Here is a 15,050-nt window from a genome sequence, read left to right as displayed (position 1 = left end):
AATCTACCACAATTGATGGTTGGGTAAGCGAGAAACTTACCTTACAAAGAAAGGACAACTTATGAAACTAAAAGCGACATTAACACTTGTTGCAGCGAGTTTGTTTTTAGCTGCTTGTGATCAATCTGGTTCTGCTGCAAAAGAAACTGCGAAAGCAGAAACAGCAAAACCTTCGGGCAATAACACGTTTGTGTACTGTACGGCAAAAGCACCACTTGGCTTTAGCCCGGCATTAGTAATGGAAGGCACATCTTACAATGCGAGTTCACAACAAGTGTATAACCGCTTGGTTGAATTCAAAAAAGGTTCAACTGACCTTGAGCCTGCATTGGCTGAAAGTTGGGAGATCAGTGACGATGGTTTAACCTACACGTTCCATTTGCGTAAAGGGGTGAAATTCCATACGACAAAAGAATTTACGCCAACACGTGATTTTAATGCGGATGATGTGGTCTTTTCTTTCCAACGTCAGTTAGATCCTAATCATCCTTATCACAACGTATCGAAAGGGACTTATCCGTATTTCAAAGCGATGAAATTCCCAGATTTATTAAAATCAGTTGAGAAAGTAGACGACAACACCGTTCGTATTACTTTGAATAAAAAAGATGCGACTTTCTTAGCAAGCTTGGGTATGGACTTTATTTCTATTTACTCAGCTGAATATGCTGATGCGATGCTGAAAGCGGGGAAACCAGAAACGATCGATAACAAACCGGTAGGTACAGGTCCGTTTATTTTTGTGGATTACAAAACTGACCAAGCGGCACAATACGTAGCAAATGAAACCTATTGGAAAGGTCGTACACCGCTTGACCGCTTAGTCATCAGCATTGTACCAGATGCAACGACGCGTTATGCGAAGTTACAAGCAGGTTCTTGTGATTTAATTTTATTCCCGAACGTGGCGGATTTAGCCAAAATGAAAACTGATCCGAAAGTACAGCTTTTGGAACAAAAAGGTTTGAACGTGGCATATATCGCATTCAATACAGAAAAAGCACCGTTTGATAATGTGAAAGTACGCCAAGCATTGAACTATGCTGTAGATAAAAAAGCCATTATTGAAGCAGTTTATCAAGGTGCGGGCACTGCAGCGAAAAACCCACTACCGCCAACAATTTGGAGTTATAACGACGAAATCCAAGATTATCCGTATGATCCAGAGAAAGCGAAACAGCTTTTAGCGGAAGCAGGTTATCCAAACGGTTTTGAAACAGATTTCTGGATTCAACCGGTGGTACGTGCGTCTAACCCAAATCCAAAACGTATGGCTGAACTTGTGATGGCAGACTGGGCGAAAGTAGGTGTAAAAGCAAATCCAGTAACGTTTGAATGGGCTGATTATCAAAAACGTGCTAAAGCAGGCGAATTAACGGCAGGTATCTTCGGTTGGTCAGGCGATAACGGTGATCCGGATAACTTCCTTTCTCCGTTACTTGCAAGTGCGAATGCGGGAAACTCAAACTTTGCTCGTTTCAAAAATGCAGAATTTGATGCCCTATTAGATAAAGCGATTGGCTTAACCAATAAAGATGAGCGCGCAGCGCTTTATAAACAAGCACAGGTGATTTTCCACGATCAAGCACCGTGGATTCCAGTAGCGCACTCTGTTGGTTTTGCACCACTTAGCCCTCGCGTAAAAGGATACGTACAAAGCCCATTCGGCTATGATGCGTTTTATGGCGTGAGTGTTGATGGTAAATAATTAACGAACTATACTAGCCCTTGCAGTTGCAAGGGCTTTTTGTTTTCAAGCAAAAGGAGAAAGAAAATGGACTTACATGATATTCGTGAGGATTATTGCAAACAGGTGCTTTCTCAGCATGATTGCGATCCCAATCCAATAAAACAATTTGAAAAATGGCTCAACGAGGCCATTACCGCCAAAGTAAATGAGCCAACAGGTGTTAATGTTGCGACAGTCAATGAAGACGGTCGACCAACAAGTCGAATGGTGCTGTTGAAAGAAGTGAACGAACAAGGTTTTGTATTTTTTACGAATTATCACAGCCGAAAAGGTCGCTCCATAGAGCATAATCCTTTCGTTGCCCTAACATTCTTTTGGCCCGAATTAGAACGTTCTGTTCGTATTGAGGGCAAAGCTGAAAAAATCTCGCCTGAACAATCAGATGAATATTTTGCGACTCGCCCTTACACCAGCCGAATTGGCGCTTGGGCCAGCGAGCAAAGTGCGGTCATTTCTAGCCACAAATCTTTATTAGCGAAAGCTGCTCTGATTGCAGCAAAACACCCATTAAACGTACCTCGTCCACCACATTGGGGTGGTTATCTTGTAATTCCTGATCGCATTGAATTCTGGCAAGGTCGCCCAAGTCGCTTACATGACAGAATTTGTTATTTGTACAATGAGGGGAAATGGGAAAGAGAGCGGTTATCGCCGTAAGTTTCTTAAAAACATTCTAAAAAAACAACCGCACTTTTTTGGTAAGTGCGGTTAGGAGTGTGGTATTCTACAGTATATTTTAGATTTCTTGTTTTAGTTTCTCAGAAGCGCGTTTTCTAAAGGCATCAAGAGTCGATCTCACACTTTCCTCGTCATACATTTCAGATAAATCTAAAGATTCTCCATAGATTTGGTATTCAATTTCACCTGATTTATCTTGATAGTGAGTAACTGTTCCAAAGTCTGGGTATTCTATATTCCACCACACATCACTATACCAGTCCTTTTTTCTCTTATGCTTTTGGCATTGATAAATATAGATGTGGATCTCACTTTTACTGTCAATAGGGGATAGCTCTCCGTCGTTATCTTCATCAGAGGCTATGACTATACTAAAGGCTAAATCATTTGGCTTAATGTGATTTTGCCATTCTTCACCAGCTGGAATGCTACGAGTTTTATGCAGTAATAAGGTTAAGTTCATCATTGGTAAAAATCGCCAACCAATACCATCCTCAATATTATAAATTTTATAAAGGGAACGTGGATCGCAATAGTTTGGAATTGAGTGGTAATAATGTTCAATATCTAGTTCTTTTTTTATGAAAGTAATTAATTCAATAATTCTTTGTTGATAATCAGCTAGCAATCGGTAGGCTTTCCTGACATCTTGTAGAATAAGGCTCATATCATTTTTGTTCATTAGCATTCTCCTAGAAAAGAGGGAAATTTTTCATGTGTTAAATTAATAGGTTTTAATTGAATCCAAGTGTTTTTTTGCTTAATTAATTGAGGGTATTCAGTATAAGTAATCTTTTTTTCTTTTAATTCGTTTAGCCATTGGTAAGGTTTATAACGAATATCATGCCAATCGTAAGCCTCCCTAATATCGCTAAGTAGTCTTTGTAGAGATTGAGCTTTTTCTTCTTTTATAGCCTGCTCTAAAGTCAAATAAATGTCTTGCCAGCTTTTAACATATAATTGATAAGTTATTTTAAGATTTCTAGCTTGTAGTATATCGTCTATTTGTTTCTTTAATTGTTTCTTGTTTTTGACGCTATATTCATACATTCCACCAACAGTTAGTAAAATAGGATCGTTTATTTCATTGTTATAAGCAGCCTGAATTTCATTAGCGAGTTGATACGCATATTGTTGCTGGGTATTATCGTATCGTTTGGCTTCGACAATAATGGTTTGTTGCATTTGATTAAATAAGACGACATCGGGTTCGATTTTGGCGTTATTTATTTCCCAATATGGCCAGAATTCTATTTCGTATAAGTGACCAAAATCATAACCATTAAGAAGATTTTGAATAAATCGGTTAAATACTTCATCGGGTAAATAAGCTATTCTTTCAAAAACACTTGATGTCAAAATATCCTCGGCTCCTTGCGTTTCTCCTATTTTTAATCTGGTTCCGGCTAGTCCACTACCGGTTTTTTTTCCATGTAATATTGCTGATAGCATTTATTTTTCCTTTTAATTCATTATAGAGAACAGCAATCTATAGTTTCTGCAAAATATTATCTATATGTATTTTCAGATCTAACCCTCTAGCTTTAGGGTTTTTCTTTAACCTTGAGTAATATATCTCATGTAGATAAACCGCACTTTGATTCCTCAACCAAAGTGCGGTTAATTTTTACGTTATTTTTATTTACCGATGATTTCTGCTAAATCAACTTTGCGGTTTTCGTAACGAGAACGGGTACATGCATCGGCTGTGGCGATGGCGGCACGGGCAGCTTCACCGGTGAGTAATTTTACAAATTCCTCAGTTGGTTCCATACCATGAAGAATATCGTTTAAATAACGCATTTCTTTTTTCATGATAGAACTCAACCAGAGCGGTGTGCGTTTGCCTGGTTTACCGTATTGAATCGCACCGTCCATTTCTGTGCTGTTGTAAATACGGGTACGGTCATCATCTTCTTCTTGGGTTTCGTGAATGAGGAAATAGGTGTCTTTTCCATCCACACGAAGGGTGCCTTTGGTATTGTACATATCAAGTTTGATCGCGCCTTTTTCCCCTTGAATTAATACATAATGTTCACCCCAACGGAAAGCCGAACCCCATTCTAGAACAGCGAAGCGATTATCATCGTATTCCATGGTGACAAAAATCATATCGTCTTCATCACCAAAGTTTTCGCCTTTGTGTGCAACATTGGCGGCTGCCATGGTAACAGTTTTTGGCATGCCCCCCATAATGAATTGTACGCAGTCTAATTCGTGAATATGGTGATATAAGTGGCCGCCAGATTTTTCACGGATTTTTTTCCATGAGATAGTCGGTTGTTGTTCTTCCCAGCCGTTACGTGCAGTGTGACAATAAAGCACTTTACCGATCACGCCTTGATTGATTAATTCTTTGGCATGGTGAACACCGTTAAAGAAGTTCATCACATGGCCAGCCATAAAGGTGACGCCATTTTCTTCGCAAGCACGTACCATGTCGTCACAGTCTTGATAACTTAAGGCGATTGGTTTTTCACAGAAAACGTGTTTTTTGTTTTTTGCGGCAAGGATGACTGGTTCTTTGTGTAAGTAGTTTGGGGTGGCAACAATCACGCAATCCACATCAGGGGAAGTGACTAATTCTTCAAGAGATTTTGCCGCTACGCATTGTAATTCTTGAGCAATGGTTTCACCATTTTCAGGGTCGTATACCATTGTAATCTGTGCATCATCAAATTCATTCATGAAACGGGCTAAATCCGCACCAAAATAGCCAACGCCAACAACACCATATCGCATCATAATAAACTCCTTATTTTTTCACTGAGATTTGTTTTTCCGTTACCATGGATTGCTTCGCTGCTTCTGCAACTTCGATGGCTTCAGTTAAACATAGACTTAATGGGCTGATTTTTCCTTGTGTTAAGTGCTCCACTACGCTTTGTACTTCGATTTCAGCCGCTCGGCTTAACCAAAGTTGGCAAGGTGCGTGGGTGACATTATATTGCTGAGTGCCTTTGGCACTTTCACGTAAAGATAAATCAGCCTCAAATTCATCAAATAAATCAACGTGTTCTATTTTTCCATCTAGATAATTAAATGTGACACTTGAGGTAAAGAAATTGACTTCAATCACACCATTTTCACCATGAATTTGAATACCCCATTGGTGTAACCGATAAGCGGTACCCATTTCGAGCGAACCTAACACCCCATTTTCAAAACGTAGTAACAGTTGCAACACATCACGACTATCTGGTGTATCGTGATGCGCTTGATTAGCGGCTTGAGCAAAGACCGCCTTAATATCGCCTAATAACCAACAGAGTAAATCCAGTTCATGAATGAGGTGGAAAAGCTCACCGCCCGTAAGATTGGCATCTAATTTCCACCACTCTTTATTTGGTAGGTTTTCAATCCAACGCTGACGCGTGGCTCGTGCGACCGTAATTCTGCCTAATTTTCCTTGTTCTAAAGCCGCTTTGACTTTTAACATGCCAGGTAACGTACGCTCTAAATGGCCCACAAAAATGACTTTACCTTTTTCTTCAGCAAGACGGCGTAAATGTTGGCCTTGAGAAGAGCTTAAGGTAAAAGGCGTTTCAATAAAGACATGACAACTCGCATTTAAAGCCAAAATAGCCGGAGAATAATGGGCATAGTTTGGTGTGGCGATAACCACTAAATCCGGTTTAGTTTCAGCCAACATTTCTTCTACACTAAAAAAGGCTTGGCTGCTGTATTGGTCTGCGAGTTTTTGTGCAAGAGAAGGATTGATATCGGTCACTGCAATTAAGTTTGCTTGGGCTTTATCAAATGCTGAAGCCAACTGAACACCAAAAAAGCCACAGCCGATTAAGGCAATGTTTAATCCATTAGTTTGCATCATGCCCTCCTTGTTGTAAGCGTTGGCGAATACTTTGGAAATATTGCAAGATCGCGCGTTGCATGCGTACCAAATCATGAGCTTCTACGGCATCAATTAATTCACGGTGTTGCATGGCTAATTTTTCAGGCGAAAGTATTGGTGGCGGTAAGCCTTTTTCTACTTGCTGATAAATTTGCCAAAACGCATCTAAATATTGAATCAGTAATGGGTTATTTAATGGTTCATAAAGTTTTAAATGAATGTGATATTCATCTTTTGAGGAAAATTTTTGCTCACGGGCATTTTTTTCCATGTTTGCCACTGATTTTTGCAAAAGTGCGGTCTGTTCTTGGCTAATTTTTCCTAAAACCATCGGGGCAAAACCGTATTCCAAAATTTCCCGAATATCCAAAATATTAATCAGCTGATTATGATCATTATGCAAATTCAGTTGGGTGTGAAAACTTAATCCGCGGATCATTGGCACAAGAGAGGATTCACTCACAAAAGTACCAACACCATGGCGAATATCTAAAATGTGTAGTGCCTCTAAAGATTTAATGGCTTCACGTAAACTGGAACGGCTCACACCAAGCTGTTCAATCAGTTCATTTTCTGTTGGCATCAAATCGCCAGATTTGAGGTTTTGTTTAATGATGAGCGATTTGATTTTATCCTGCAAAACGAGACTTGCTTCTTTTTTACTTGTTTTTTTCATTTCTGTTCTCATTTTCTAATCTATTTTCTGAATTTGTGATCCAGCTCTCATTCTCTTTGATTGACATAAGACATCATACGTCTTATCTTTATTTATGCAAGCAGAAATTAGCAGTGATTTTAAATTCTGTGATCTATACCACAAAATTCTCAAATACAAGGAAGGGAGGTTGTTATGGCAACATCATTACCATGGTATAAAGAAGTCAGTCCTACGCAAAAGAAAGCGTTATTTGCGGCTTGGTTAGGTTATGTTTTTGATGGCTTCGATTATATGCTTATCACTTACGTGCTTTTGGATATTCAAAAAGAATTCGCCATGAGTACAACGGAAACATCCACATTATTACTTGCAGCGTTCGTCGCACGTCCATTAGGCGGGGCGATTTTTGGTAGTTTTGCCGATAAATATGGGCGTCGTTTGGCGATGATTGTTTCCATTATTACGTATTCCGTTGGGACATTCTTGTGCGGTTTATCCACCAGTTATATTTGGCTTTTCATCTTCCGTATGATTATCGGTATGGGGATGGCAGGTGAATATGCGTGTTCTTCCTCTTATGCCATTGAAAGCTGGCCAAAACATTTGCGTACAAAAGCCAGTGCATTCTTAGTGAGTGGCTTTTCTATTGGTAATATTCTTGCTTCTCAAGTAATCCCTTGGGTTGCACAAGCTTATGGTTGGCGTATGGCTTTCTTTATTGGTTTAGCTCCAGTAGCTTTAGTACTCTATGTTCGTCGCCATGCACCAGAAAGTGAAGAATGGGCTCAAGCGAAAGCAGCGGGTAAAGTGAATAAAGTTCCACTTACTGACCTATTCACTAAAAAACAATTACCAATCACCTTAATTATTTTCTTAGTTTGCTATTCAATTTTCTCCGTAAACTGGCCGGTAGTAGGTCTACTTCCACTTTACCTCAAAGAAAACGGCTATGCTGAAAATGTGAAATCGCTAATGTTCTGGGCAGGCTTTGGTATCCTCATTGGTACCTTAATTGCAGGCTTTATTGGGGATAAATTGGGTGAGAAGAAAACCTTTGTATATAGCTTATTGTTATCACTTTTCTTCCTCTTCCCAGTATTCTATTTGCCAGAAAATAATGTATTAGCGCTTGGTGCGTTGCTCTTCTTCTTACTTGCAACTAATCTAGGAATTGCCGGTTTAGTACCAAAATATATGGCGACTTTCTTCCCAGCTGAAATGCGAAGCACAGGTATCGGTTTCATCTATAATTTCGCTGCAATCGGTGGTGGGGTGTCTCCTGTGATTGCCGCCAAACTTAGCGAAAGAGTAGGACTTGGTTCAGCCCTTGTGTATGTCACCTTATTCTGGACAATTGTCCTTGTTGCTCTCGTTGGATTAAGATTGCCAGAACGTATTCAAGCTCGTATGCAACAATAAAAAACGAAAGCAAAACAGACCGCACTTTTAGGTGCGGTTTGTTGTATATACAAAAATAGTTTGAAGCGTGTCACAAATTTGTTAAAAATATGTTTCAATTTTTTCGGTTAAATGCTAATTAATAATCTCCCCTATCGTTTTATAGGAGATTATATATGCAAACTCAACAAACCTTTCTCTCTAAATATAAAAGTCTCATTATTCTTGCCTTAGACTTTGTCTTCATGTTGGTGTTAATCAAAATACTGCCGTTTTCTGCTCAAGAGAATCGCGGGCTAGCCTTGCTGATTTTTATTGGTATTTTATGGTTAACGGAAGCCTTTAATATTACCGTGACATCCCTTATGGTGCCTGTCGTGGCCATAGGATTAGGCTTGATTAATACACAAAAAGCGCTCGCACCATTCTCTACCCCAATTATTTATATGTTCTTTGGGGGATTTGTGGTGGCTGCAGTGCTGCAAATTCAGAATCTAGACAAGATTATTGCGAATTACATTATTCGTTTGGCCAAAGGAAACTTAAAACTTTCTATCACCTATCTATTCACTGTAACCACATTCCTTTCCATGTGGATTAACAACACCGCTGTGGCGGCGATGATGTTACCGCTCACGATGGGGATGTTAAAAGGTATCAATGCAGAGAAAAATCATCGGTTGTACGCCTTTGTATTGTTAGGCATGGCATTTAGCGCCAGTATCGGTGGTATAGGTACATTGGTGGGAAGTGCGCCGAATGCGATTTTGGCATCTCAAATTCAAGTGACTTTCACGGAATGGCTAGGTTACGGTTTCCCAGTGATGGTATTGCTTGTACCTTCAATGATTTTTTCTTTATGGGTGATTTTACGTCCAGACTTTTCTGTGGATTTTAATCCATCACTTGAGAAAGTCAGCTTTAATCGAAAAAATATCATTACCTTAATGATCTTTATCGGTATGGCGATTATGTTACTTTTCAGCTCTCTCTTAAACCCATGGATTACGGCTTTCCTTGAATTACCGAAAAAAATCGAAAACTTTGATACGGTGATTGCGCTATGCGTTGTGATCTTTATTTGTATTTCAGGCGTGGCGACTTGGAAAGAAATTCAAGAGCGTGTTGAATGGGGCGTGCTCGTTTTATTCGGTGGTGGTTTAACACTCAGTATCGTGATGAAAGATTCTGGTGCCAGTAAGATTATGGCGGATAGTATCGTTCAGTTTGTGCAAACCAAACCACTTTGGGTACTTTGCTTTGTGATGACGGCATTTATTATTTTCTTAACGGAATTTACATCGAATACCGCCAGTGCAGCGTTGATTATGCCAATTGTGATTTCAGTGGCACAATCTATGAATTTACCGCCTATCGCTTTAGCAGCAATTATCGCTTGTGGGGCAAGTTGTGCATTTATGTTGCCAATCGCTACACCGCCCAATGCTATTGTGTTTGCAACAGGAAATGTGAAACAACTTGATATGGCAAAAGTCGGTTTGATTCTAAACCTATTCTGTATCGCCATCATCGGCAGTATGACTTATTTTGTTTGGTTGTAAATGTGGTTAAAACTGACCGCACTTTATTAGCCTATAAAAGTAAACCGCACGTTAACGTGCGGTTTATTGTTTATCTCGAAATAACTTCTTTTGTGAAGGCTTCCATTTCGGCTTTACGCCATGGTGTTGAGAAGAAAATGGTATCTTTCAAACCAGATTCACTATTTAGTGGACGAACACCGAATTCTTGGTTTAATTTCTGTTGTACTTCAGGTGAGGTAATCCAATGCACGAAAACAAGTGATGCGGCTGGGTTCGGCGCATTTTTTGCTACGGTTACAACATTACCACCGCCAGGCATCCCAAATTTGGGTACATAGAATTTTAAACGGTCAGTAATTGCACCTTGTTTTTGCAAGCTGAACAAGTGATCTTGCCATGCAGAGACAATTACTAACTCACCATCGTTTAAACGGGTTAGACTATCAGCATTTGAAGCGGTACGGATTAGCGCATCTTTTTTACTGCTGAACCAATCCCAGGTTTTCTTCCAATTAGCAATCTGTGCTTCATCAATTTTATCGGTACGGTAATCATAATCACCATTAATATATACTAAAGCTCGCTGAATGAAGGCATTACCGGAGCTGCCACCGTTTGGATCAGAATAGCCGAATTTTTTTGGATTTTTATCAATATAACTTTCCATATCAGCCCAAGATTGTGGCAGTTCCTCTTCTTTGATTCGCATAGGATCATAAGCTAGACCGGTTTGATTACCCCAGTAACCTACAGCCATATCGCCTAATTCAACACCTTGTAAGTGGTGATTTAATTTATCGAAATTTGGTAAGTTATTGAGTTTTACAAGAATGTCATTTTTCGCTACGTTGCCTAAACGGTCAGCATTTAACACAACCACGTCCATTTTGCCGGTTTCTAGATTTTTTTCAGCGATCAGTTTATTGATATTACCGTCCAAGGTGCCTTCAGGTACTTTGACTTTAATACCGTATTGATTTTCAAATTCTTTGACAAAATTACGGAATTGCGGCTGCAAATACCAAACGCTAACTGTCAATTTCCCTTCTTTTTTAGCGAGTTCTTCGATTTCACTCCAAGATTTACCACTTAAGTCAGTGGAAGCCGAGGCAAAAGTACTGACAGCCAAAGCGGCAGCGGTAAGACCAATGGATAGAAGTTTACGGATATTTTTTTGCATAAGATGCTCCTTGTGAAAATTATGCTTTTCCTGTGGATTGAGAGAGATAATTCCCTTTCAACAATTTTTCGATAATCATCATCAAAATAATGTTTGGTACCAACAAAATAATCGATACAACGGCCGCATTCGGACGAATAAAAGAATAACCGAGGAAAGAATATAAAATGGTTGGCACGGTAATAAAGTCTGGTGAGCCGATAACGAAAGCGATAGCAAACTCTTCAATACTTTTCACTAAACAGAAAATAATTGATGCTAAAAAACTTGGTTTTAACATCGGCATATACACGTCTTTGAAAACGGTAAATTTAGATGCACCTAAGTCACGGCTAGCATCAATAAGGTCTTGCGGTACAGAAGAAAAGCCCGCGGATAAAATCCGAATAGCATAAGGTAAAGTGAGTACAACATGCCCAATAACAATGCCGATGAATGGATTATTAATATTTAAATCCAATAACATACGGCTAAAGAATAGGGCAATAATCATGCCTGGAATAACCAATGGAATCAGTGTTAATAATTCTGCTAATTTTTTACCTCTAAACTCCATACGTCCAAATGCATAAGCTGTTGGGAGAGAGAGTAAAATAGTGATCAGAGAAACCGTAGGCGCAATGGTATAGCTATTAAACATTGCTTCAGGTAAAGAGGTGGTTTCCCAGACGATTTTCCAACGCTCAAAAGATAATGATTGAGGGAAAATATCTGGATAACTCCACGGTTTAGCGGGATCTACCAATGACCATAAACCAGCCATCAAAAATGGCAAGAACAACCAAATAAAATTAGCAAGAATAAAGAACGTTAAGGAAATACGTGCGATTAATCGACCATTTTTCGTTGTGATTTGTACGGAACTACTCATTTGACTTCTCCACGTTTGACGGCTAATGGTTTAATCAATAATGACACTAGGATGGTGAAGAAGGCAGAGGTCAACATAATAGTTAATGCCATGACCGCACTTTGATTCCATTCTTCAAATTCATAGGCAGACATTTGCATTAAACGTGCTAAAGAATAGGTACTACGAGGACCTGCAATACTATAAAAGGCGAAATCACCGAGTGCGCCGATAAATATTAAAATAAAGGAAACTTGTACCGCACCTAAGGTTAGTGGAAAGATCACATAACGAAAACGTTGCCAAGGACTCGAACCTAAATTAGCCGCCGCATCTAATAAATCAGTTTTCAGTGAATTGACCGCGCCACCAATAAGAATTAAAGCAAAGGGAATGTTTTTCCACATTTGTAAAATCACTACCCCCCAACCAAATTCGTCATTTTGTAGGGTTTTCGGTTCGTCCCAAATGCCTAAATAAACGAATACTTCGTTAAGAATGCCGTGGTAAGAAATCATATTGACGAACAAAAAGGCGGCAACTAATCCCGGTACCAACATAGGTGCCCGCAAGATGGTGATGATCGTTACCTTGGCAGGCAATTTTTTACGCAACCACATGGCAATGGGATAAGCCACGATGATGGATAAAATCGCCCCTAATAAAGACACTTTTACGGAATAAATATACGAATTTTGGAATACAGGGCTATTTAATACGGCTTGCCAATACTCCAAATTAAATTGGCTTTCTTCCCCACCCATACTGTATAAACCAAGGCTTTGAGAGACGACAATGTAGAATGTGGACCCCATTAAAAATAGGATTGTACCTAAACCGCTGCATAGCAATAACCATGCTTTTACATCATTTTTGAGACTTTTCATTTTACGGACTCCAAGAATTTAATCGCATGGCGGGGAACCGTAAAGGTGAGTTTATCGCTCAAATTCGGACATTTTGTTAGTTGCAGGCGTAATTTTTTCTCTTCATCACTACGTTTAATAACTCCTTGCACTTCCGTGATATTGCCCATAAAAGCGGTGTTGATGATATCTACTGTAATTTGGTTTTCCGCTTCCGTTTGTGCGTTTGGTAACAATTCAATGTCTTCTGGTCGAAAGCAAATATAAATTCGTTCTGATTCCGGTTTTTTCTCAGAAAATACGGTGAAATCGCCAAAAATAGAACTAACAGCATAAAGGTTATCGCCGATGTTTTTTACATTGGCTTCCGTGATATTGGCAATGCCAATAAAATCTGCCACAAAGCGGTTTTTAGGATGATGATAAATATCTTGAGGAGAGCCAATTTGCTCAATAGCACCTTTATTTAACACAATAATTTTATCTGACATAGTTAGGGCTTCAGCCTGATCATGAGTCACATAAATACTAGTCAAATTGTATTGTTTTGAGAGTTGCTTAATTTCAAAACGTACACTTTCGCGTAATTTGGCATCTAAGTTGGAAAGCGGTTCATCAAATAAAATTACATCTGGACGAGTGACCATGGCTCTGGCTAATGCGACACGTTGCTGTTGACCTCCAGAAAGCTCATTGGGTAATTTCAATTTATGAAATTCTAAATCCATTTGTTTCAATGCGAGATTTAAACGCTGTTTTTGTTCTTCAATATCAATTTTACGTTGCTTTAAACCATAGCAAATATTGTGAGAAACGTTGAGGTGAGGGAAAAGGGCATAGGATTGGAAACACATGGCTGTATTGCGTTTTTCTGGAGGAACGTTGTTAACATTTTTTCCTCCAATAAGGATTTCACCTTCATCAGCCACATGAAATCCAGCGATTAACTTTAATAAGGAGGTTTTACCACAGCCACTTGGTCCTAATAAGGTGACAAACTCGCCTTCTTCAGCGGTAAAAGTAATATTATTTGCTGCGTAAAAGTCACCAAATTTTTTTGTAATATTTTTTATTTCTAACTTTGCCATTCTTACATCCTCTATTTGGTTTACAACTATAGAGTAACCATAAAAACACTTAGTTATTTTTTCAATAAAATAAAAATATTTTTCATGAATTTGTGATGAAGATCACGCATTTAGCTAAAAATATGGTTTTATTACATTTTAATAATGCGGAGGTGGCGTTTCTTCTGCTTGGCTAGCAATGTTAGAAGGTTGCATATCTTTTAATTTGCCGGCGAGATAGTGGAGTTGAAGTTGAATTTTATCCATATCAAACTGTTGTTGAACTAATGCTTGGTTGAGTTCGTCTAAAAGTTGTTCTTGAAAAGCAATTTTCATTTCAAGTTCGGCGATGCGATCTTCTAAAATTTGTTGATTTTGCATAAAATTTCTCTAATTTTTAAAAAAATGTTGTGAATTTGGTCAATCCGATTTAACCTATTCGCTATTCCGTTTCTATTATAAAGGATCAAGCAAAATGTTGAAAATTCAAAAGCTTTCTCTTGCTGCACTTATGGTAAGTGCGGTCGTTTCAGGTTCTGTTTTTGCAGAAGATAAAGCAGCGCCAAGCGCAAGTGATGCGTCTTATGCTGTAGGTGCATTAATGGGTAACCAAGTAAAAGATTTAGTGGATGCTCAAAAAGAAGTGATTCAATACGACAATGCGCGTATTTTAGATGGCTTAAAAGATGCATTAGAAGGTAAAGTTGATGTTCGTAAAGACGAAAAAATTCAACAAACCTTAGATGGTATTCAAGAGCAATTAGTGTCTGCGGCAAAAGCAAAAGTAGAACAACAAGCGAAAGCCGCAAAAGAAGAAGGCGATAAATACCGCGCTGAATTTGCGAAAAAAGATGGCGTAAAAAGCACTAAAGATGGCTTACTTTACAAAATCACTGAAGCAGGTAAAGGTGATGCGATTAAAGCAACAGATACTGTGAAAGTACATTACACTGGTAAATTACCAGATGGTAAAGTATTTGATAGCTCTGTTGAACGTGGTCAACCGGTTGAATTTAAATTAAACCAAGTGATCAAAGGTTGGACTGAAGGTCTTCAGTTAGTGAAGAAAGGCGGTAAAATCGAATTAGTGATTCCACCTGAATTAGCTTATGGCAAACAAGGTGCAGGCGATTCAATTCCACCTGATGCAACACTTTACTTCGAAGTTGAAGTATTAGACGTTAATCCTAAAAAATAATCCTTAAT

General features: G+C 38.9%; 15 protein-coding genes. 5 read left to right on the top strand and 10 right to left on the bottom strand.

The window, feature by feature from the left end:
- Positions 1 to 61: 61 nt before the first annotated feature.
- Complete coding sequence (locus INQ00_RS02350) at positions 62 to 1,708, top strand: ABC transporter substrate-binding protein (protein ID WP_197547198.1); 1,647 nt, start codon at positions 62 to 64, stop codon at positions 1,706 to 1,708.
- A gap of 66 nt (positions 1,709 to 1,774) precedes the next feature.
- Positions 1,775 to 2,407 carry a pyridoxamine 5'-phosphate oxidase gene (gene pdxH / locus INQ00_RS02345; RefSeq protein WP_197547197.1) on the top strand — a complete coding sequence of 211 codons (633 nt, stop codon included), beginning with the start codon at positions 1,775 to 1,777 and terminating at the stop codon, positions 2,405 to 2,407.
- Between the two features lie 79 nt (positions 2,408 to 2,486).
- Here the strand turns inward: pdxH and INQ00_RS02340 are convergent, their stop codons facing one another.
- From INQ00_RS02340 to INQ00_RS02320, 5 genes are all read right to left on the bottom strand, one after another.
- A complete protein-coding gene (locus INQ00_RS02340) occupies positions 2,487 to 3,110 on the bottom strand; it encodes a PM0109 family protein (RefSeq protein WP_049369982.1) in 624 nt (207 codons plus the stop codon).
- Positions 3,110 to 3,880, bottom strand: coding sequence for a hypothetical protein (locus INQ00_RS02335; protein WP_197547196.1), 771 nt, complete (start codon positions 3,878 to 3,880; stop codon positions 3,110 to 3,112). Before INQ00_RS02335 ends, INQ00_RS02340 begins: the two co-directional genes overlap by 1 nt.
- Positions 3,881 to 4,066: 186 nt before the next feature.
- Positions 4,067 to 5,173 (bottom strand): Gfo/Idh/MocA family protein, encoded by a 1,107-nt coding sequence (locus INQ00_RS02330; protein ID WP_049369980.1) that lies wholly within the window; start codon positions 5,171 to 5,173, stop codon positions 4,067 to 4,069.
- A gap of 10 nt (positions 5,174 to 5,183) precedes the next feature.
- Entirely contained in the window at positions 5,184 to 6,257 is a 1,074-nt protein-coding gene (locus INQ00_RS02325; protein WP_197547489.1) for a Gfo/Idh/MocA family protein, read from the bottom strand.
- Complete coding sequence (locus INQ00_RS02320) at positions 6,247 to 6,957, bottom strand: FadR/GntR family transcriptional regulator (protein ID WP_197547195.1); 711 nt, start codon at positions 6,955 to 6,957, stop codon at positions 6,247 to 6,249. Before INQ00_RS02320 ends, INQ00_RS02325 begins: the two co-directional genes overlap by 11 nt.
- A gap of 174 nt (positions 6,958 to 7,131) precedes the next feature.
- Between INQ00_RS02320 and INQ00_RS02315 the strand changes: the two genes are divergently transcribed.
- Positions 7,132 to 8,358, top strand: coding sequence for an MFS transporter (locus INQ00_RS02315; RefSeq protein WP_197547194.1), 1,227 nt, complete (start codon positions 7,132 to 7,134; stop codon positions 8,356 to 8,358).
- Positions 8,359 to 8,513: 155 nt separating this feature from the next.
- On the top strand, positions 8,514 to 9,899 hold the full coding sequence (locus INQ00_RS02310) for an SLC13 family permease (RefSeq protein WP_197547193.1): 1,386 nt from the start codon (positions 8,514 to 8,516) through the stop codon (positions 9,897 to 9,899).
- A gap of 70 nt (positions 9,900 to 9,969) precedes the next feature.
- Here INQ00_RS02310 and INQ00_RS02305 read toward each other — a convergent pair whose 3' ends face one another.
- The 5 genes from INQ00_RS02305 to INQ00_RS02285 all read right to left on the bottom strand — a co-directional run bounded on the left by INQ00_RS02305 (position 9,970) and on the right by INQ00_RS02285 (position 14,225).
- The gene (locus tag INQ00_RS02305) at positions 9,970 to 11,061 is read right to left on the bottom strand and encodes an extracellular solute-binding protein (protein ID WP_178165121.1); all 1,092 of its coding nucleotides are present in this window, start codon (positions 11,059 to 11,061) and stop codon (positions 9,970 to 9,972) included.
- A gap of 19 nt (positions 11,062 to 11,080) precedes the next feature.
- Positions 11,081 to 11,932 carry an ABC transporter permease gene (locus INQ00_RS02300; protein ID WP_049369977.1) on the bottom strand — a complete coding sequence of 284 codons (852 nt, stop codon included), beginning with the start codon at positions 11,930 to 11,932 and terminating at the stop codon, positions 11,081 to 11,083.
- Positions 11,929 to 12,798: an ABC transporter permease gene (locus INQ00_RS02295; RefSeq protein WP_197547192.1), complete on the bottom strand. Its 870-nt coding sequence runs from the start codon at positions 12,796 to 12,798 to the stop codon at positions 11,929 to 11,931. Before INQ00_RS02295 ends, INQ00_RS02300 begins: the two co-directional genes overlap by 4 nt.
- Positions 12,795 to 13,865 carry an ABC transporter ATP-binding protein gene (locus INQ00_RS02290; RefSeq protein ID WP_197547191.1) on the bottom strand — a complete coding sequence of 357 codons (1,071 nt, stop codon included), beginning with the start codon at positions 13,863 to 13,865 and terminating at the stop codon, positions 12,795 to 12,797. Before INQ00_RS02290 ends, INQ00_RS02295 begins: the two co-directional genes overlap by 4 nt.
- Before the next feature lie 138 nt (positions 13,866 to 14,003).
- Positions 14,004 to 14,225, bottom strand: coding sequence for a SlyX family protein (locus INQ00_RS02285; RefSeq protein WP_197547190.1), 222 nt, complete (start codon positions 14,223 to 14,225; stop codon positions 14,004 to 14,006).
- A 94-nt stretch (positions 14,226 to 14,319) separates the two neighbouring features.
- Between INQ00_RS02285 and fkpA the strand changes: the two genes are divergently transcribed.
- Positions 14,320 to 15,042: an FKBP-type peptidyl-prolyl cis-trans isomerase gene (gene fkpA / locus INQ00_RS02280; RefSeq protein WP_014064414.1), complete on the top strand. Its 723-nt coding sequence runs from the start codon at positions 14,320 to 14,322 to the stop codon at positions 15,040 to 15,042.
- Positions 15,043 to 15,050 lie beyond the last annotated feature (8 nt).

The organism is Haemophilus parainfluenzae (genome assembly GCF_014931275.1).
Taxonomy (GTDB): domain Bacteria; phylum Pseudomonadota; class Gammaproteobacteria; order Enterobacterales; family Pasteurellaceae; genus Haemophilus_D.
The sequence above is the reverse complement of the archived record's forward strand: the minus strand, read 5'-3'. Positions and strand labels throughout refer to the sequence as shown.